Consider the following 20,302-nt stretch of genomic DNA (forward strand, 5'->3'; position numbering starts at 1 on the left):
GTTTGCTTTTTCTACCATAGAAATAGCCAGCGCTCTTATGTTGTCGGCAGCTAAATTGTCAATTTTTTGGTTCATAATTTATGGTGTTAATTTTTTTAATAACGGTATCGGCGGTTTCTAAACGATTTAAAATCTTTGAACAATCAGCGAAAACAAAATTACGCAACCGATTGTTTTTACAAACATATAAAAAATAATTCTAAAATCAGATGCTAAATTTCCAATAAGTTTCTTTTTATAATTTTAATTAACTAATCAGCCATGACTGCTCTCAAAAATAGAGAGTTTCTTTTGAGGCAGCTATGTCCCGTTATTTTTGGAGAAGTTTCCTTTTAAAACAATCATTTATATGTCTCAATGACCACATTCGGATTCCAATTATCAGCCACTGGAGGATTTGCGTTAACTGTTTTTAAAACATTTGCTATAGAATAAAGTTTTACGTCATCTAAGGTTAAAATTTTCATCCATTTTACTCTTTCATCAGCATTGGCACCCCTGCCCGAAGACTTATATTCGCTGTATCGCGCTGTAGATTCATTTTCTGTTTTCCCCCAGTTATTCCATCCTGAAGGTTTTACTGCATCTGACATTTCAGTATTTATAAAAGCAACAGCTGCATAAGGTCTCCAAGGTCTGCCCAAAGTGGTTATATCTGCTCCTGTGCCTGTAATTTTACAATTATTGAATACATAGCCAAAATTTACATGCTCCTTGGTAGAAGCTGCGGTAATAGCGCTGCCTCCCTTGGTATGTAAGGTACAATGATCAAAAAATGCTGTAGAACTGCCAAATATAAAATCTGTAGAGCCTTCTATATAGCAGTCCTTGAAATACTGCCTGCAGTCTGCTCCATACAATGTATCCTGAAAACCTAAAAATTTACAATTAACGAAAACCGCTTTATCACCCTGAATATTAATTGCCAACGCCTGCCCTACCGGCCCAGAAGAATTTTCGAATGTTATATTCTTTGCATAAAAACCTGTCCCAATAATAAAACAGCTGGAAGAATTGCTTGTTCCATAACCTTTGCCTGTCAGCGGATTTATTTTACTGGAATAATTGTCATAGGTCAGAATAACTTTGTCTGCCTCTTCCCCAATTAGCACTACATTATTTTTATCTGCTTCCAAAGTTATAACCTCTTTATATGTCCCTTTTTTCACAAAAATAACAGTGCGTTCAGGATTTAATTTTGAAACAGCATTAAATGCTTCCTGTACCGTTTTATAATCACCGCTTCCGTCTTGTGCTACAATAAAATTATATTTATATTTTTTTGATTTTGTGATTTGCGACAATAATGAGTGGGAAACCATCAGACATAAAAAAATATATTTTAAAATGGTAATCTTCTTCATGTGACAAATAATTATTTTATAAAATTAGAATTCAGTTCCTTTGTTTAATTTAGTAACCAATCCTTTTTTTCTATTTCCTATGCTTGAAAACACACAATTAATAAAGAAAGTAATATACACTTGTTTTCCTGCATAAACAAAATCCCGATTTTAAAACATCTAAAACAAATTTAGATAAATTATCAGTTTTGTAAAACTAGAAAACTATTGAAATGAAAATAACTTTTGCCTGTTATTCGCTAAATTTCTTTTGAGTAAAATACCTTAAAACAATATGACTATCCTTAACTACTACCAAACAGATCGAATTAGCCACTGATTAAAAAGATTTACACAGATTTTAAAAAAAAAGTAATGAAATCTGTGAGAATCTTTTTAATCAGCGGCGAAAAAAAATACAAGGTACTATTTGCGGACAGTCATATAAAACAATCTAAATTTTACAAGTTTGAGGCAATTATATAAATTGTGTAATAGCTGTTTTTTTTTAATTTTTATTCGTATTCATATTGAAAAACAGATGTCGAAAATAAATTATAAATGATTGTTTTCAAGACAGTTTTCATTAAAATATCTTAAAAAAACAAAAGTCTATTTTTTAAAATAGACTTTTGAAGAAAAAAAAAAATTAACTAACACAAACTTACTTGTAACCTTGATTTTGTTTAAATTGTTTAGTCACATCAATTGTTGACTGAGGTATTGGGAATATTCTTCTGAATGGCTGTGATACAGGTTTTGCAGTTCCTGCTAAATCAAATTTTCCAAAACGTATCATCTGTGGTCTTCTGTATAATTCCCAGTATAATTCAAAACCTATTTCATTATATAGTACTGTCGCATCCACAGCAGTAAGTTCTTTTCCTGGAGCACTGGCATACAATGATTCCCTTTTTCTGCTAGTGCGTAATTTATTTAAATCCTGAAGCGCAGCTGCTGTATTTCCTTTTCTAAAATAAGCTTCTGCTCTCATGGTATAAATACCTCCAAGACGATACAAAGGAATATCAACATTACTTGAACCATTTCCTTCTTCAGGATCAAATTCATACTTAAAAACGCGTGCTCCTTGGTTGATTTCATTTTGAGCAAAAACAGCTTGAGTAGGATTTTTGAAAGTTAATGATGGTGTAAAATCCATTCTGGTAGTCGAACTTTTTTCCATATACAATGGAGAAACTTTTATACGATTCCCTACCATTTCTAAAGAACCTGATGACAACAATATTGGTCCATATTGAGGGCCGGCTATAATACCTCTTGTAAAGTGAAACCATGGTAAACCAGCACTCTTAGGAACAATATCTGTTGCAGGAACACTTGGAGTTGTACCATCATTTGTAAACCATGTCCCGTCAGAATATTGGTAGGCTTGGTTGAATCTAGGATCCTCATGATTATTATCCCATGTTGCATAAAATTCTGGAGTTATACAAGCTGCATTTGTACCTCTGTTTGCAGCAGAAGTCCTTTGGTTACGCTCCATAGATACATAAGCGAAACTGTTGGAACCATTTCTGATATAATCTATTTTCTGAGAAATAGCGAAAATAAGCTCAGTCCCTTTTGTATTGTCTATTGCAAAATTTTTAAAATAATTACTTTCTAAACTGTATTTTCCCGAATCAATAAGTAATGATGTATAATAAATAACTCTATCCATATCTGTTCCACTTCCAGTTACTGCTGCTTCATTAAAATTAAAACTAGAAGATGCATTGTAACGATCTTTAAATACTGCACGGTTCAAATACATGGTGCTTAGAAAACCATAAGCAGCTTGTTTTGTAAATCTGCCGTGATGTGTCTGCTGAGAACCCATATCGGCTAAATCAGGAAGTAATGCTTCAACATCTGTAATCAATTTATCGATTTGTGTATCTGCTTTTAAAATCTGTAAAGGTGCATTTGGATTCATTGGATCTCTATAGGGCGCTTGTCCAAATAAATCTAATGTTGTGTATAAATAATACGCTAACAGACCTTTTGCCTCTGCCAAAAATAATTTCTTTTCAGGAATGGTACTTTCTTCAGCAGATTGAATTGCGGTAAGAGAACGCGTGATTCCATTTGTCAATAAATTCCAGTTGTTTCCAATAACTGCATTATCAGAAGCCCAGGTGAACTCATGCATTGCTCTCCATTTTCCGCCGTCGCCCCAATCACTTCCCCGTGTTGGTAAAATAGCTTCATCTGTACTATATTCCTGCATAGAAAAAACAGCTCCATGATCTGTAAAAGTTCCGTCTCCTAATCTATCATAAGCTGCAGCAAGTGCGCCAGCAGGATTAGAAGTACTACCACTTGAAACCTCGTCTAAAACAACTTCATCCAGATTAGTACAGTTACTAAAAAGCACTGCAAAAGAGAATAGAATTAATGTCTTTGTACTAAAAATTGTCTTTGTGTTCATAATAAATTTATAATTTTAAAGTTGCTCCTAAACTAAAAGTTCTAGAAGTTGGGTAACTAGCATAATCAATACCAATAGATTGGTTTCCTTCGTTTGATTTAGGACTGTTAATTAAAGGATCATATCCTGTATAATTCGTAATCGTAAGCAAATTTTGACCTGTAACAAAAAGTGTTAATCCGTTTAACCAATTCACTCCTTTTAGATTAAAATTATATCCAATACGGGCTGTATTTAATCTAATAAAATCAGATTTCTCTAAGAATAAAGTGGATAAAATTGGTGAATTTGCTGGATTTGCACCCGACTCATAATACCCTGTAGCAACATTTCGGTCCGAAGCCAAATTGTTTATGTTTAATGCATTCAATCCTGTATTATTCAACAGATAACCTCCTGTTTGACCGATGATAGAGAAGGAAAAACTAAAGTTTTTATAATTCATATCACTATTAAATCCATAATAGAAAGTTGGCAAAGCTCCTTCGATAATAACTCTGTCGCTGTTATCAATTTTACCATCTCCATTAGTGTCTCTAAAAATGTTAGCACCATTAGCATCAAAACCAATATGATCTAATAAATAGAAAGACCCTGCGGCATAACCACTTTTGTAAATATTAGCATTAACGCCTGACTGGCCTGGGCCCGAAATAGTACCTGTTAAAATTTCGGAAACTGGTAAATTCTCAATTTTGTTATTTAAAGTAGCTCCGTTCATATCGATATTCCAACTGAAATCTTTTGTATCGATTAATTTTGAACCAATCATAAACTCTAACCCTTTGTTTATAATTTCTCCATAAATATTGGTCCAAACTGTTGGTGTTGGACTCAAAGCCTGTGAAGGAATTTTTAAAATTGCATCTGTAGTTGTTTTATTAAAATAATCAAGTGTTCCGTAGAATTTATCATTCCAAAAACTAAAATCTAAACCTACATTGTATTGTGTTACTACTTCCCATTTTAAATCAGGATTTGGAGTTCTGTTTACAGAAACACCATTTACTAAATTCAAATCATCATATAAATAATAACCATCAGCACCAGCTAAAGAATAACTTGCTTTTGTAATTTTATTTTCTACTTCCTGATTTCCAGTTTGTCCCCAGCTTCCTCTTACTTTTAAATTACTAAGTGCCTCAACATTTTTTAAAAAACTTTCTTTATTAATATTCCATCCTATTGCAAAAGAAGGGAAGTATCCATATTTATTATTTTCTCCAAAACGAGTAGAACCGTCTGCTCTCATAGAAGCTGTCAAAAGATACTTCTCATTAAAAGTGTAATTTAATCTTCCAAAGTAAGATTGCAATTCGTTTTCCTGAGCATAACCAGTAGTTCCTGACTGTGTTCCTGTAAAACCTGGATTTATTGACGGTTTAACACCGGTTCCTTCGGCTGCAACTCCGTCTACACTGAAACTAGTTCCGGATCTTTCAAACTTTTGATAGGAGAATCCGCCTAAAACTTCGATTTTATGTTTACCAAATAAACCATTATAAGTCAAGTAATTGTCAGTTAAAGTATTTTTAGAATCGAGATTATTCTGAACGTATTTTCCCTTTGGATTTAAATCTGTCAAGTTTGGAAAAATTGTTGTATTTCTTTCCGCCACAGAACGATCAATTCCAAAATTAATTTTATATTCTAATCCGTTAACTATTCTCAATGAAGCTTCAAAGTTCCCTAAAACTCTCAGCGTACGTGTTTGGTCTTCATAAATACTCAATAAATAGGCTGGATTATAATGCGCATTCATATTGAAGTTCGTATATTTTCCGTTGGCATCATACACAGAACGTGTTGGATTTGCCATCAAAGTATGTACTAATAACTGTCCGTTAGAACCACCGTCATCACTTGTAGGCACACCGTTATCTTTTGTTTCGCTGGCAGTAAGATTCATTTTTAATTTTAAACGTTTATTATCTAAAAATGATTCAGCTGCGTTAATTCTGCCAGTCATGCGGTTGAAACTACTATTATGAATGATACCTTCCTGATCCAACTGCGATATAGAAGCATAATAATTCCCTGATTCTGTTTGTTTAGCAAAAGATAAAGCATTACTAGTCGTAATTGCCTCTCTAAAAATGACATCTTGCCAATCTGTATTTCCACCATGATTAAAAGCAGGATCTTTAATAGCCGATTTGTATTGATCAGCATTTAAAACATCTAATTTATTTGCTACAGCAGAAATCCCTAGAGATGTGTCAAAAGTCATTGTACCCTCTCCCTTTGCTCCTTTTTTTGTAGTTACCAAAACAACTCCATTAGATCCTCTTGCCCCATAAATTGCCGCAGCAGAAGCATCTTTTAAAACTGTAATCGACTCAATATCGTTATTATTTAAAAAATTTAATGGATTTTTAGCTGCAGAAGCACCAAAACCTACATTGGTACCAGATGGACTAACATCATCATTAGACAATGGCACACCATCAACAACAAACAAAGGTGTGCTTCCGCTACGAATAGACCCAACACCTCTAATAGTAACATTTACACCAGCTCCCGGCTCACCGCTTGTGCTTACAACACGAACTCCAGCCACTTTTCCTTGTATTAAATTGTCTGGCGAAATGCTTACACCTTGTTTAAAATTTTCTGCCGTAAGCTGTGTTACTGCCCCCGTAACATCTTTTTTTGATTGCTTACCATATCCAACAACTAAAACCTCATTCAGCACAGAAGCATTAGGTTCTAATTGAATTGTCATAAAACTTTTTTGGGCAATTACCGTTTTAGTTTTATATCCTAAATATGAAATCTCAAGAGTCCTGCCCTCCTCTACTGTAATTTCAAAGCCTCCATCAAAGTCTGTTACTACTGCATTTTTGGTAGCCGCTTCTAAAATCGTTGCTCCAGGAATTGGCACTCCATTTTCATCCAAAATCTTTCCTTTTAGTTTATCAATAGTTTGAACCGTTTTAAGAACTCTTTTTTTAGTTTTTTGAATCAAAACTAATTTACCATTGATATTGTAATTGAAATCAGCTTTCTTAGAAAGTTCATTCAAAATTACTGCAACAGATTCGTTGCTATAATCTACTGTATAAATAGTGTTATCAGCAATAACAGCCTGACCGTAACTAAATTTATAGTCCGTTTGCTGACTAAGTTTTGAAAAAATGGAAACAAGAGTCGCTTTTTCTGTTTTATTTTTTAAATTTGAATTTTCAAGAAAATTAGTATTACTGTGTCCATTATGAAATGACAGTAATGTGAGTACTAAAAAGATAATTCTCTTTAGATTTAAATAGGAAAGTTTAAAATACATGATTTAAGTTATTGGTTTTTTTACGATACTTAATTATTGATGGCAGTTGTTCTCAGCAACTGCTTTTTTGTTTTTTAATTCTCTTTTACTATTTCGTCATAAACTTTAAATTTTAGGTTTGTTATATAATTTATTTGTTCTAAAACACTTTCTAGTGATGCCTCTTTTTTAATGAATACCGTTAATCGCATATCCAAAACTTTATCATTTTTATACTCGAATGAAATACCATATTTATATTGCAGAATGGCAATAACCTGCTTAAGAGTAGTTTGATTTAATGTAATATCGGTATTGTACCAATTTACCAGATACGCCTTCTCAGCCATTTGTTTGGTCAGTTTATTTTCTGTAAACAACGCTTCTTCATTTGGAACCAAATCCACGTTTTGTCCTTTTGCTGCAACATTTACTTTTCCAGTTACAACAATCACTTCGCATTTAGATTTTGACAATTGAATATGAAATGATGTCCCGACAACTCTTGTTTTCAGATCACCTGACTGAATAATAAATGGATGTTTTCTATCCTTGGCTACTTCAAAAAAAGCGTTACCTTTTAAAAGCGATACTTTTCTTTCATCAGCATCAAATTTTTCAGGATATTTGAATAATGAATTTGCTGCCAGATAAATTTTCGAACCGTCACTTAATTGGATAGATTTGGGGGTATCTAACGTTTTAAATGTTAATTGCTTTGCTGAAGAAATACTGGGTTTAAAGAGAACCCCTAAGCCGATAAGAAAAAGAATACTGGCAGCTGCCATATATTTTAAAAATGGATTGAATATTTTTTTCTTTTCTATTCGAAATTGAATATTTTCAAATATATTTATGGAAGCTTCATCAGAACTTCCCATAGCGGTTTCATCCCAATTGGCGTTTTTATATTCGTTTGATACAAAATCATTCAATAAATTTTCTTCCGCCTCAGAAGTATTTTTCTGTAAACTTTTATCTATAAGATATTCTAAACTATGCTTAATTCTTTTTACCATAATACTTATTGTTACCTATAAGTACAAGAAAAGCAAAATCGTACTATCTGGAAATATTATGAAAACATCAACAGAAAGTTATCTTAAAAGTTTTTATAAAAAATTGCAAGCGGAAACATCCAAGTCAAGTCTTTTAGGCCTTCGCGCAGTTGTTTTAAAGCAGATGAAATTTGATTTTTTACTGTTTGTTTGGATATTCCAAGTTCGTCTGCAATTTGATCGATAGACATATCTTGAAATTTATACATCAATAAAACCTCTTTACGTTTCTCTGGAAGTTTTTCTAATAAACTATAAAGTAAATCCATTAATTCAGGATCTATAGCCGAAAAATTATCAATAATGTAGTCTTCGAATTTATCTTCTAAAACCGTCTTATCAAATCTATTATTTTGATAATGTTTAAAGACCTGATTTTTTACTGCACGAAATAAATACGGCTCAATTGCATTTATATGCAGCTCCTCTTTTCGTTCCCATAAATCAACAAAAACATCCTGAACAATATTCTGTGCCAACTCTTTATCCTGTGTCATTGTATACGAAAAGGCATTAAGCTTTTTCCAATAAGAAGTATACATTTGATTAAAGATTTGAGGATTCTTCATAAGTAACATGTGTGGTATTATTAGGTACAAAATAATGAAACGAAAACCCATTATTTTCTGCATGAAGGTTAACTTTTAATTAAATATTGAAAGCGTTTATTTTACTATTACTACTATTTTTAAGCAGAAATGACAATCCCTTTCCGTTTTCTTTTTATTTTAATAACACTTAAATCAAAGCTTGATTTTAATTTAGTAATCTCAAAAAGCGGCAGTATTCTCAGCTCTTCTTCCTCTTATCTTCTAATTATTAATTTCAACTTCAAATTATGAAACAAATTCTGTTTACATTATTTCTTGCCGGCACTATACCATTCAGTGTAAAAGCACAAGACGAAAATCTTAAAATAAATCAAATTCAAGTAATTGGCTCCCACAACAGTTACAGACAAAATATTGAAACTGATTTATACAATACTATCCAAGCAAAAGATACATCACGTTCTCTAAAAGGCTTACAATACACACATATCGAAATTAAAGAACAATTAAATAAAGGGCTGCGAAACCTGGAAATCGATATTTATGCCGATACTAAAGGCGGTAAATATGCACATCCAAAAGGCTTAGATATTGCAAAATCTGAGCAAGATTATGATCCAAAAGGATTAATGAACAAACCTGGTTTTAAGGTTTTTCATATGCCGGATATCGATTTTAGAACTTCTTGTTATACTTTAGAAATCTGTCTTCAAGAATTAAAAAAATGGTCTGAAGCGAATCCAGACCACATTCCTGTTTTTATTACTTTGGAACCTAAAGATGGTGACGCTAATTTTTTCGGAACCAAACCAGAAGATTTTACTCCTGAATTATTCGATGCATTAGATAAAATTATCCGTAAAGAATTAGGAAACGATAAATTAATCACACCAGATATGGTACGTGGAAAATATAGTACGCTCGAAGAAGCTGTTCTGCATCAAAACTGGCCAACACTAAAAAAAGCAAAGGGAAGATTTTTATTTCTTTTGGATAATAATGGAGCAAAAAGAGATATGTATGCTTTAAATCATCCATCGTTAAAAGGACGCGCTGTTTTTATAAATGCTGAACCAGGAAAACCAGAAGCTGCAGCTTTATTCCGAAATAACTCTGAAGATCCAGAAATACCGTCGTTAGTAACAAAAGGATATATCATTCGTACGAGAGCCGATTCTGACACGAAAGAAGCGAGAGCTAATGATTACACACATTTTGAAGCTGCCAAAAAATCAGGAGCACAAATTATTACAACTGATTATTATCTGCCAAGTACTCTTTTTAATTCACCTTACCAAATTAAGTATGATGACAATACTTATGTCAGACCAAATCCTGTAAATGGCGTGAAGAAGTAAAATTTAGTTTTCAGCCGCAGTTTAAACTGTGGCTGAAAATTTACTTAAGGTTTTTAATTTCTCCTGATTTTAAGTCGTAACTAAAATGATCTGCAGGAACTTCATGTAGAAATCTATTAAATATAAGCAGAAAAAGCCTCATTTTTTCTTGTATTGGTTTTTCTAAATTGGAATTATTTCCTTTATAATTTTCAAAAAACAATTCAGATAGTACTTTGTATTCTTTTATTCTATTTAAACCTATGTCGGTAATTGCCAATTCATCGGCGCTTCTTAAACGGTAAAAATCTACCAAAAAATCAAAACCTGTCCAAGTTTTAAAATCTTCTCGATTTAAATTATTTTTAGCTAAAATTTCATCGATAGATTTTGTTGATTTCATTTTAAAATTTTCTTTATTCTTCAAAAGAATATCAAAATCTTCATTAGACTGCTGGCTTGCTAAAACTAACAATTGTTCTCCAGTGGCGGATAATATAAAATTCTTAAAAGGAGCTGGCCAATCCTCTTTTAAAAATCGTAAACGCACTAATTCTTTTAGATGAAAATCAGTAAATTCATGATAGTTTTTAGTTTTTAAAATATCGATATTCCAAATTGCAGCGTTCCCATCACTTTCTAAAAATTTATATTCCATTTTATATAAATCAAAAAGTTCGTCATAATCTGGAACATCATCGACGGTTATAGTCTGAATATCCGCAATATTATCTTTCATCGTCAATAATTTATAAGCTGGAATATAAGCAGCTAATGATGGTGTTTGAATATTAACCAAAACATTCCCTTTTGCCGTAGTTCGTATACCTGTATCATTGATATGCATGTGACCAGCAAAGTGAATTCTCAGTCCCGCATCTGCAAAAGCCTGAGCCACTTCTTCTCTCGGCACCCTGTTTAGCTGCCATTTATCAGGACCTAGTAATTCTTTAATCTCATCCGAAGCGCCGTCATTAAAATCAATCATCGGAAAATGACTAAAAGCAATCAATATTTTTCCTTGTTTTTTTGCTTCAAGCGAAATTGATTCAACCCATTTTATTAAATGTTTTTTATTCGAAAGTACATTGTTGTAGCCTGTACTCGCATCTGAATAATTTTTAGAATCTTTAGTATCTGCAGTCGCACTTTTTTTCGGTATATAAACGTTACCATCTATTGCCATTAACCAAAGTCCATCAATTGGCTCTACAACATAACTTACGTCTGGAACTTCATATCCCGGAGCAGTTTCATATACTCTGTTATCTAGCTGTGCGCCTTGTGAAGCCTTTGTATAGGTGTAATTTTGACTGTTATAAGCTGTAAATGGAGTTCCCCAAAACTTGTATTTTTTATTTGGATAAAATCCGAAATTCCTCAATTCATCAGTTATTCCTAAATATCCCATTTTGGCAATATCTTTAGAAATCACTACTGGCTGTTCTATTTTTAAATTAGAATTATACATTCCTTCTTTGCTATAAATAGGCTGGCTTTTACCATTTTCTCCTAAAAAATCTTCTTTACCTGAATCTTGTGCAAAAGGTCCGGCCGGATCATGATTACCAGTGGTTATAAAAAAATTTATTCCATATTTTCTTCTGTATTGATCTAAAATTTTTGTTAAACCTCTAACATGAATCGGCTGACCATCATCGGTATAATCCCCAGGAAGTGCTACAAATTTTATTTTTCGTCTGGCAATATCTTCCAAAGCAGCAATAAAAGCGAAATAATTTTCATTAAATAGTCGTGTAGAATGCAGTTGAGAAGCCATAGTTCTCATTAATGTGTATTTACCTGTTTTTGGATTTAGTATTCCTTTGTATTCGGAGTCACTAAAACTGCCTTTCAAATCTTGCAAATGTACATCTGATAAAAAGGCAATCTGGAGTCCGTTTAATTTGTTTTGACTTTGAGCATTAACAACAAAAAAAAGTATAAGAAGTGATATAGATGTTTTTTTCCAAAAACATGTAACATGTAAAATCATAGTTTACAATTTTATTTTTGAGGATTTAAAAAATAACGTATTAGCTGTTGCATTAAGTAAATACAATTTTAGAGAATTAAACAGAGAATCATTTTATGGGATTGTTACTAAAAACTAAAATCTCAACCTATTTACTTACGGGGCTTGATAAAATTGATGAGGTTATTGAGGAAATTCCAATTGTGTATCAACCAATTTCTAATTTAGAATTAGAAGAAAAGGTTATTAGTTAGCAGAAGACTGATTCAGTTTGCAGTGAATCTATTGGTTTCAATTTTATACTGTTTGATTTGTACTAGAATGAAGGAGGCTCACCTTTTTTTAATAAGATTCTGCGAGGCATAAAAAATTTAATCAAAACATCATATTCATACAGGAGAGATTTGCAAAGTGACTTATAGCTTTGCAGTAATTTTAAATTTATCTTTTGAATATGGCACACAATACTTTCATAAATAAAAAACTTGTTTTCAATAAAGTTTATGAACAAAATTGGAAAGCGCTGTATGTTTTTGCTTTTAATATTATGAAGGATAAACAATCGGCTGAAGATATTATTCAAGAAATATTTATCGATTTTTGGCTGCGGATGAATGAAACTGATATACAAAATTTTACCGCTTATTTATTTCAGGCTGTTAGAAATCAGTGTGCAAAAAAGCTTAAGTCCAAAAAGTTAACAGCTTTTGAGCTAGAGATTTTTGAAGAAGTGTTACAGTTAATTGAAGAAGAACCAGCCATTGAACTTTCAAAAGAACTATTAATCGAGGAAGTGAAACAAAAGGCTTGTGAAATTTTACCTAAAAAATGCCTTGATATTTTTACGCTTAGATTTTATGATAATATGACCATTAAAGAAATTGCGGAACAAAAGAATTTATCGATCAGTACTGTTGAAAATCAGATAAATAAAGCTCTTAAGTTATTGAAGGCTGGGGATAATTACCGCATTAAATTATTAGGCCTGCTTATTGTCTGTTCTTCGCTGTAGTCTCTTTTGCTGTTTTTTGTTAAGAATGTTAACAAATTGTAATCCTTATTATATTTTATAGGTGCTAGCCCCTTTTCGTGTACTATACTAATAAAGAACTTATTTTAAAATAGTACACATGGGTAAACAATACAGGCATCTTTTTAAAAGATACAGCGAAGGCAAATCTTCAGAAAAAGAAGCAAGAGCGGTAAATACTTATTTTTCCAAAATACAAGAGTATGGTATTAAGGAATCCAATATTGATACTGATGCTGTGGGACAGCTTATCCTATTTAGAATTGAAAAAAAATTAGGACAAAAAAAGATGACCAATTTTTACAGAATGATTGCATCTGTAGCTGCTATTATTCTTTTGGGAACTTTGTGGTTTACTTTCAATTCTGTTTTTAATACAAACCACTACATTACTGTTGCTGCCAAATTTGGTGAACAAAAAAAAATGATGCTGCCCGATTCGTCAATTGTTTACTTAAATTCTGGGAGCAGTATTATCTATCCTGAACATTTCGGAGAAAATTCGAGAGCTGTCAGCTTGAAGGGAGAAGCGTACTTTGAGGTAATGCATAAAGAAAAACATCCCTTTATAATTTCATCTAATCATTTTAAAACTCAGGTTTTAGGAACTCGATTTATCGTAACAAATTACGAAAAAGGGATTCCTTCGGTAACGGTAGTGTCTGGAAAGGTTCAGGTTACAGATCTGCATTCTTCAAATTCAGAGATTATTACTAAAAATCAAAGGGTTATTTATGATGATAAGACAGGTTCTTTAGTTAGATACAATACTATAGAATCTTCAGATTATTTGGCATGGAAAGACGGCAGGGTCTTTTTTGATCATGCCAATATAGATCAAGTACTGCTGACACTTCAAAGAAAGTACAATGTTGTTTTAAAACTAGATTCACCTCTTTATCAGTGCAATACCATTAGTGGTAATTTCTCTGGAAATAATATAGAAAAAATCTTAAATGCTATTCGTTTCATTAACGATATGGATTTTGTTATAACCAAAAAGGACACTATAAATATAAGACTTAAACCCTGTAAAAACTGATGCCTATGAAAAGATGAAATATTACTTAACTATGTAAAGACAAAAAACCCGAACATGGCGGCCACCAATTATCGGGTTGTATTAATTGAAAATAATTAACATAAAACAAATATATTCAAATTATGTATCTTGTAACAAAAAAAAATAACAATAAAAAGAAGGTCTTATTCTTTTTATTGGCTGCTTTATTGACACAGCTGACATTTGCGGAAGCAATTAAATCGCAAAGTACAGAATCTACCCCAGTATCAGTTTCAAAAAATGTTTATGAGCTTAAATCATTGTTTAAGGCTATTGAAAGTCAAACTGATTATTCTCTTCTATATACAGATGAAGTAGCAGAACTAAAAACGCAGACTCCTGTAAATTCTGGGACACACACATTAGCAGTATTGCTTAAAGAGGCAGCGGCTAAGTTCAAAGTTGTTTATCAAATAAATGATGGTTTAATTACTTTTAAGCCAAATACTTCCATTAGAGATAAAACAATGCCTGTTTTAGCAAAACAGATAAAAATTTCAGGTAAGGTTACCGATAATTCGGGCAAGCCAATCCCAGGAGCTTCAATCCTTGTTGAAGGAACATCGTTTGGAGTTCAAACTGATTTTGATGGCAGTTATATTATTGAGGCAGAAGAAGGACAAGTTCTCGTTTTTTCTTGTATAGGATTTAAAACAATTAAAAAAACGGTTGGACAGGAAAATAAAATCAATGTAATTCTTACCGAAGAAGCAGAAATGCTAAAGGAATTGGTAATAACGGCATTAGGTATCAAAAGAGAAGAAAAAGCACTTGGTTATGCTATGCAAAAAGTACAGGGTTCTTCTGTTCAAACGGTCAAAGGGATTGACGTTGCGACTTCTTTAACAGGAAGGGTTGCTGGTTTACTGGTAAAAAACAGCACTGAATTTGCCGAAGCTCCAACAGTAGAGCTGCGTGGAGAAAATGCATTATTGGTTATAGACGGTGTGCCGTATGGAAATATGACGCTTAGAGATATTCCTGCTGATGATATAGAAAGTTTGAACGTGCTTAAGGGAGCAACCGCCTCGGCTCTATATGGTTATAGAGGCGCAAGTGGAGCAATTGTAGTAACAACAAAAAAAGGCAGAGATAAGAAGGGACTTGCAGTTTCTGTAAACAGCAGTACAATGTTCACTGCTGGTTACTTAGCTATTCCTAAAACGCAAACTGTTTTTGGAAGACAGATAGATGCAGTTACTAATATTTATAAAGGAACTGGCTCCTGGGGTGTGCCAATGGAGGGGCAGAATGTTATCCAGTGGGATCCCATTAGTAAAGCAAATAAGCAGATGCCTTATCTTGCGACCGGAAAGGATAATTTTAAGAATTTCTTAGAACAGGGCTATATTCTTAATAATAATTTTAGCTTAACCCAGCAAGGCGAACATGGCAGTATACGATCTTCTGCTACTTGGGTATCCAATAAAGGACAGTATCCTAATTCTCAATATGATAAATACACTTATACTTTGGGCGGTGATATAGATATGGATAAGTTCAAATTATCATCTTCAGTATCCATAAACAAGCAGACTTCACCTAATATTGGATTTAATGGTTACAAAGGTTATGACCCAATGTACAGCATACTGATTTGGTCTTCTCCAGATTATGATTTAAGAGATTACAAAGATTATTGGCTTGTGAAAAATGAAACCCAAAATAATAGTTATACAGGTACAAATAACAATCCTTATTTTGACAGATATGAAAGACTGCATAGTATTGATCGTCAGGTTTTCAACGGTTTTGTTTCGGGAACTTATGAATTGGCACCAGGATTGAATGCTGTTTTAAGAACAGGTTTTGATACTTACAATAATAAGCAGGTTATACGTATATCTAGAGGATCACTTCAAGGAGCTGGTAATTCTACTGTTATTTTAAACGGTTCTGAGATTTGGGGAGAATCTCTAAAAGGTTCGTACAATGAAGGTATGGGAAGTGGTTATAGTTCAAACACCGATTTTATTTTGACCGGGAATAAAAAAATTAAGGACTTTGATATTGAGAGCCTCTTTGGAGGGACTATTTATTATACCGAAGATCAGGGTATTGAAGCCAGAACCCAAGGTGGTCTTACTATCCCAGGTTTTTATTCATTAAAATCGTCAGTTACTAGTGCAGTTGTAAACTCGACAATTTATAAAAGACAAGTTAATAGTTTGTACGGAAGACTTGCGGGATCATGGAAAAGTATACTGTTTCTTGAAGGTACTTTAAGAAACGACTGGAGTTCAACTTTGCCAAAATCTACACGTTCATACCTATACCCGTCTATATCCAGCAGTTTTATGGTTTCTGAAATTTTACCAAAATACGATTGGTTGTCTCTTTGGAAATTTCGTGGTTCTTGGACATCGTCAAAGACACCAGCAGGTGTTTACGATTCCAATTCGGTATACAACATAACAACAAATGCCTGGGGTAGTTCTAATTCTGCCTCATATCCAGATACAGTAAGAGGAAATGAAGTAGCACCAGAGTCTTCAAGTACTTGGGAAGTGGGTACAGTTGCAAATCTGTTCAAAAAGCGGGCTTCCTTAGATTTTACCTTTTACTCCAAAAGAATGTTTGACTTTTTGAAAGCAACAAGTGTAAGCAGTGCATCTGGTTTTAGCTCCAATTATACTAACATAAACGAAGAAATTACCCGAAAAGGTTTTGAACTTACACTAAGTGTCACACCTGTAAAAACTACAGACTGGCAATGGGATCTAACGGCCAATTGGTCTAAATACGCACGTTATTATACAAAATTAGATCCGCAGTTTTCTGCTGATAAGCCTTGGGTAAAAGTAGGCAAGAGAGCAGATGCATTTGTTTTGAATGAGTTCCTGAAAGATGGAAAAGGTAACATGATTTATGAAAACGGACTGCCTGTATACTCATCGTATGAATCAGTACATGGATACGCTGATCCAGATTGGATATGGGGTTTAACATCATCACTTCGATATAAAGACTTTACATTAAATATTTCTATGGACGGCAGAGTTGGCGGTTTAGCCCAAACAACTACCGAAATGTATATGTGGCAATCTGGCAACCATCCTGATTCGGTAAACGATATTCGATATAAGGACGCTACTACGGGTACAAGTAATTATTTGGGCGATGGAGTGAAAGTGGTTTCTGGGAATGTAGTTTATAATTCTTATGGAGAGATAACAAGTGATACTCGTCAATATGCTGCCAACGATGTATATGTAACTTATGAAAACTATGTTAAAAGAGTCCATAAAGGGAATGCTTGGGGTGGGACACCTTCTCCTTACGATACATACAGTACAACCTTCCTGAAACTAAGAGAACTTTCTTTAACTTATAATATTCCGCAGGCGACATGCCATTTTATTAGAGCTAAGAATGCTTCTATATCTGCTGTGGGGCAAAACTTATTTCTTTGGGCCAAAGATTTCAAATATTCAGACCCTGACGGAGGCTCTGATAATTTTAGCGATCCATCTCAACGATTTGTAGGCTGTAATGTTAAACTTGAATTTTAAATTGATTAAAAGCAACAAATAATTTAAAACTATAGATATGAAAAAAATTATCACCGCTATTGCAGGGATACTTATATTGGCAGGCTGCAGTAATTTTGATGAAATTAATACAAACCCCAATACTCCAACTCAAGTAAGTGCTTCTTTGTTATGCACAAACATTATCCTGAGCATTGCTAAATATCAGGGTGCTGATTCGAAAGAATATATTTCTGAAAATGCCTTGCCAAAATATGTTGGTTATGCGAATGAAGGACAATTGGGAACCCAGTATAATTTTATAACAAATTCAAGTTTCAATAAGATGACAATTTTGCCGGATATTGATAAAATGCTGGAATTTGCGAAAGGGGATCCGGCAGAAAATTCGTATAAAGGAGTAGGCCGTTTTATACGGGCATATACTTTTTACCTGCTCACCATGAAAATGGGAGATATTCCATACAGTCAGGCTAACCAAGGAAGTCAGGGCAATTATAAACCGAAGTACGATCTGCAGAAAGATGTATTCATTGGCATTCTTAATGAATTAGAATTGGCAAATGCAGATTTTTCGAAAGGAGCTTCTTTTCAAGGAGATCCAACTGTCTTTCAAGGAGATCCAACTAAATGGAAAAGAGCCTGCAATGCATTTGAACTTAAGGTCCTAATGAGTCTAAGTGCTAAAGAAAACGATGCTGATTTAAAAATTAAACAAAGATTTTTAGCTATTGTTAATGACAATGTTTTGCTGGAAAAAGCTTCTGATTATTTTGGCCTGGAGTACGGCAGCATAAATTCACATCCTTTATATAGTACTAACGATATGTTTACAGGAAGAACTCTTTTGAGTACAACAGTTGTTAAAAACCTTAAAGAATTGAAAGACAAGCGACTTTTTTATTTTGGAGAACCTTCTGCTTCTCAATTAATTGCCGGATATGCCTCTAATGATATGGAAGCATACGCAGGCGTGAAAACATCATTAGACTATGGACTGATGAATGCCAATTATAGCAAAGGGAATTATTCTAAAATAAATTTAAGGTATCAGACAAAACAGAATAGTGAGCCGAGAAGAATGCTCACTTATGCCGAGCAAGAACTTATTTTGGCAGAAGCACGTATTAAGGGATGGATAAGTACCGGCAGTGCACAGCAGTATTATGAAAATGGAGTTAGAGCAGCTCTAACAAATGTTATGAGCACAGATGCTTCTTTTGCCCACGGAAATCCAATTATGCAAAGTGATATTGATAACTATTTTGCAGGAAAAGCATCATTTGCTTCGGATAAAGACAGCCAGCTCAAACAAATCTGGCTGCAGCGTTACCTCCTTAATTTTTTAGTTGATGCTGAAACGGCTTATTTTGAATATAGAAGAACAAAATATCCTGACTTTGAAATTGATCCAGTTACCAATCTAAATGTTAAGAGTCCTGCTGATTTACCAGTAAGATATTTATATCCATCTTCGGAGTTGAATTATAATAGTCAAAATTTAACTGAAGCTTTGAACAGACAGTATGGTGGTTATGACGAAATTAATAAAATGATGTGGCTGTTAGCTAATTAGCAATAAGTTTTTTAAATCAATTAGTTAGTTTTTTTTTTTGACGCTGTTCTATTTATTTGGAGCAGCGTTTTTTTAAAGATTAAAGAGGAATTTTTTAATGAGCATTTTTTGGAAGTGCCTATTGAGATTGTTTAAAGGAAAAATAATTTTAAAATATTGAAAATCAACCGAAGTAACAATAAAACTAAGAACATGAAAAAAATAAAATGGCTGGTATTACTCATTTGGGTATTTCAGATTAATGCTCAGAACATAAAGATGATGACATATAATGTTCGTTTGGATTTAGCAAGTGATAGGGAGAATGACTGGACACACCGAAAGGATTTTTTTACTGCCCAGATTCAGTTTTATGACCCAGATATTTTTGGGGTTCAGGAAGCGTTACCAAATCAGGTAAATGATATTGCAGCAGCTCTTCGTCAATATAATTTTGCCGGTATAGGAAGAGATGGTGTGGAAAAAGGGGAGTCATCAAATATTTTTTACAAGCATGAGCGTTTTAAAATGCTATCGAGCAATACTTTTTGGCTCTCGGAAACGCCCAACGAAATTTCAAAAGGCTGGGATGCTGCTTATGCAAGAGTGTGTACCTATGCTTTATTTAAGGAATTGAAAACTAAACAGCTTTTTTGGGTCTTTAATACTCACTTAGATCATATTGGAGTTCAGGCGAAAACAAATGGAATAAAGCTTATTCTTTCAAAAATAAAAGAGTTAAACAAAAAAATATATCCGGTAGTTTTTATGGGAGATCTTAATTCTGAACCCGCATCTGAAGTAATTTCAATTTTAAAACAGGAGATGAAAGACACCCGCGATCTTTCCGAGGTAAAAGCTTTTGGACCTTCTGGCACATTTAATGGTTTTAAGCACAATGAACCAGTAATCGTTTTACTGGATTATATTTTTATATCCGATGACAGCAAATTAAAAGTGAAAAAATTTGCTGTTTTAAGTGACTCAAAAGATCTAAAATATCCATCAGATCACTTGCCCCTTTATATTGAGCTGGATTATAAATAGTCCTTTTTTTTAGGGAGGAGTGTATTTCCGATGCTGCTTTTCCTTTAATTTAGTGTTTCATTTACCTGATGTTTTAAGAATTAAACATAATTGTCTGAAAATAGCAGACAATATTTATATTCACCATGTATAAGGGATTCAGATTTAAGTTAA

12 protein-coding genes are annotated in these 20,302 nt (G+C 33.2%); 6 read left to right on the top strand and 6 right to left on the bottom strand.

Features of this window, described 5'->3' with window-relative positions:
• Window positions 1-341: 341 nt before the first annotated feature.
• The 5 genes from IRZ80_RS16060 to IRZ80_RS16080 form a co-directional block, all read right to left on the bottom strand.
• Window positions 342-1,364: a pectinesterase family protein gene (locus IRZ80_RS16060; RefSeq protein ID WP_228520932.1), complete on the bottom strand. Its 1,023-nt coding sequence runs from the start codon at window positions 1,362-1,364 to the stop codon at window positions 342-344.
• Window positions 1,365-2,007: 643 nt separating this feature from the next.
• Entirely contained in the window at window positions 2,008-3,777 is a 1,770-nt protein-coding gene (locus IRZ80_RS16065; RefSeq protein ID WP_194642594.1) for a RagB/SusD family nutrient uptake outer membrane protein, read from the bottom strand.
• Between the two features lie 7 nt (window positions 3,778-3,784).
• On the bottom strand, window positions 3,785-7,063 hold the full coding sequence (locus IRZ80_RS16070; RefSeq protein WP_194642595.1) for a SusC/RagA family TonB-linked outer membrane protein: 3,279 nt from the start codon (window positions 7,061-7,063) through the stop codon (window positions 3,785-3,787).
• Window positions 7,064-7,137: 74 nt separating this feature from the next.
• Window positions 7,138-8,061, bottom strand: a complete 924-nt coding sequence (locus IRZ80_RS16075) for a FecR family protein (protein WP_194642596.1) — start codon at window positions 8,059-8,061, stop codon at window positions 7,138-7,140.
• Between the two features lie 83 nt (window positions 8,062-8,144).
• Window positions 8,145-8,669, bottom strand: coding sequence for an RNA polymerase sigma-70 factor (locus tag IRZ80_RS16080; RefSeq protein ID WP_194642597.1), 525 nt, complete (start codon window positions 8,667-8,669; stop codon window positions 8,145-8,147).
• A 269-nt stretch (window positions 8,670-8,938) separates the two neighbouring features.
• On the opposite strand from IRZ80_RS16080, the gene IRZ80_RS16085 reads away from it, so the two are divergent.
• Window positions 8,939-10,009, top strand: coding sequence for a phosphatidylinositol-specific phospholipase C1-like protein (locus IRZ80_RS16085; protein WP_194642598.1), 1,071 nt, complete (start codon window positions 8,939-8,941; stop codon window positions 10,007-10,009).
• Between the two features lie 40 nt (window positions 10,010-10,049).
• Here IRZ80_RS16085 and IRZ80_RS16090 read toward each other — a convergent pair whose 3' ends face one another.
• On the bottom strand, window positions 10,050-11,984 hold the full coding sequence (locus tag IRZ80_RS16090; RefSeq protein WP_194642599.1) for a metallophosphoesterase family protein: 1,935 nt from the start codon (window positions 11,982-11,984) through the stop codon (window positions 10,050-10,052).
• 433 nt (window positions 11,985-12,417) lie between these two features.
• Between IRZ80_RS16090 and IRZ80_RS16095 the strand changes: the two genes are divergently transcribed.
• The 5 genes from IRZ80_RS16095 to IRZ80_RS16115 all read left to right on the top strand — a co-directional run bounded on the left by IRZ80_RS16095 (window position 12,418) and on the right by IRZ80_RS16115 (window position 20,149).
• Window positions 12,418-12,975, top strand: coding sequence for an RNA polymerase sigma factor (locus IRZ80_RS16095; protein ID WP_194642600.1), 558 nt, complete (start codon window positions 12,418-12,420; stop codon window positions 12,973-12,975).
• Window positions 12,976-13,093: 118 nt separating this feature from the next.
• The gene (locus tag IRZ80_RS16100) at window positions 13,094-14,035 is read left to right on the top strand and encodes a FecR family protein (RefSeq protein ID WP_194642601.1); all 942 of its coding nucleotides are present in this window, start codon (window positions 13,094-13,096) and stop codon (window positions 14,033-14,035) included.
• A gap of 122 nt (window positions 14,036-14,157) precedes the next feature.
• On the top strand, window positions 14,158-17,568 hold the full coding sequence (locus tag IRZ80_RS16105) for a SusC/RagA family TonB-linked outer membrane protein (RefSeq protein ID WP_194642602.1): 3,411 nt from the start codon (window positions 14,158-14,160) through the stop codon (window positions 17,566-17,568).
• 37 nt (window positions 17,569-17,605) lie between these two features.
• A complete protein-coding gene (locus tag IRZ80_RS16110; protein ID WP_194642603.1) occupies window positions 17,606-19,123 on the top strand; it encodes a SusD/RagB family nutrient-binding outer membrane lipoprotein in 1,518 nt (505 codons plus the stop codon).
• 192 nt (window positions 19,124-19,315) lie between these two features.
• Entirely contained in the window at window positions 19,316-20,149 is an 834-nt protein-coding gene (locus tag IRZ80_RS16115) for an endonuclease/exonuclease/phosphatase family protein (protein WP_194642604.1), read from the top strand.
• Window positions 20,150-20,302: the final 153 nt, after the last annotated feature.

The organism is Flavobacterium sp. HJJ, assembly GCF_015351475.1.
GTDB classification, from domain to species: domain Bacteria; phylum Bacteroidota; class Bacteroidia; order Flavobacteriales; family Flavobacteriaceae; genus Flavobacterium; species Flavobacterium marginilacus.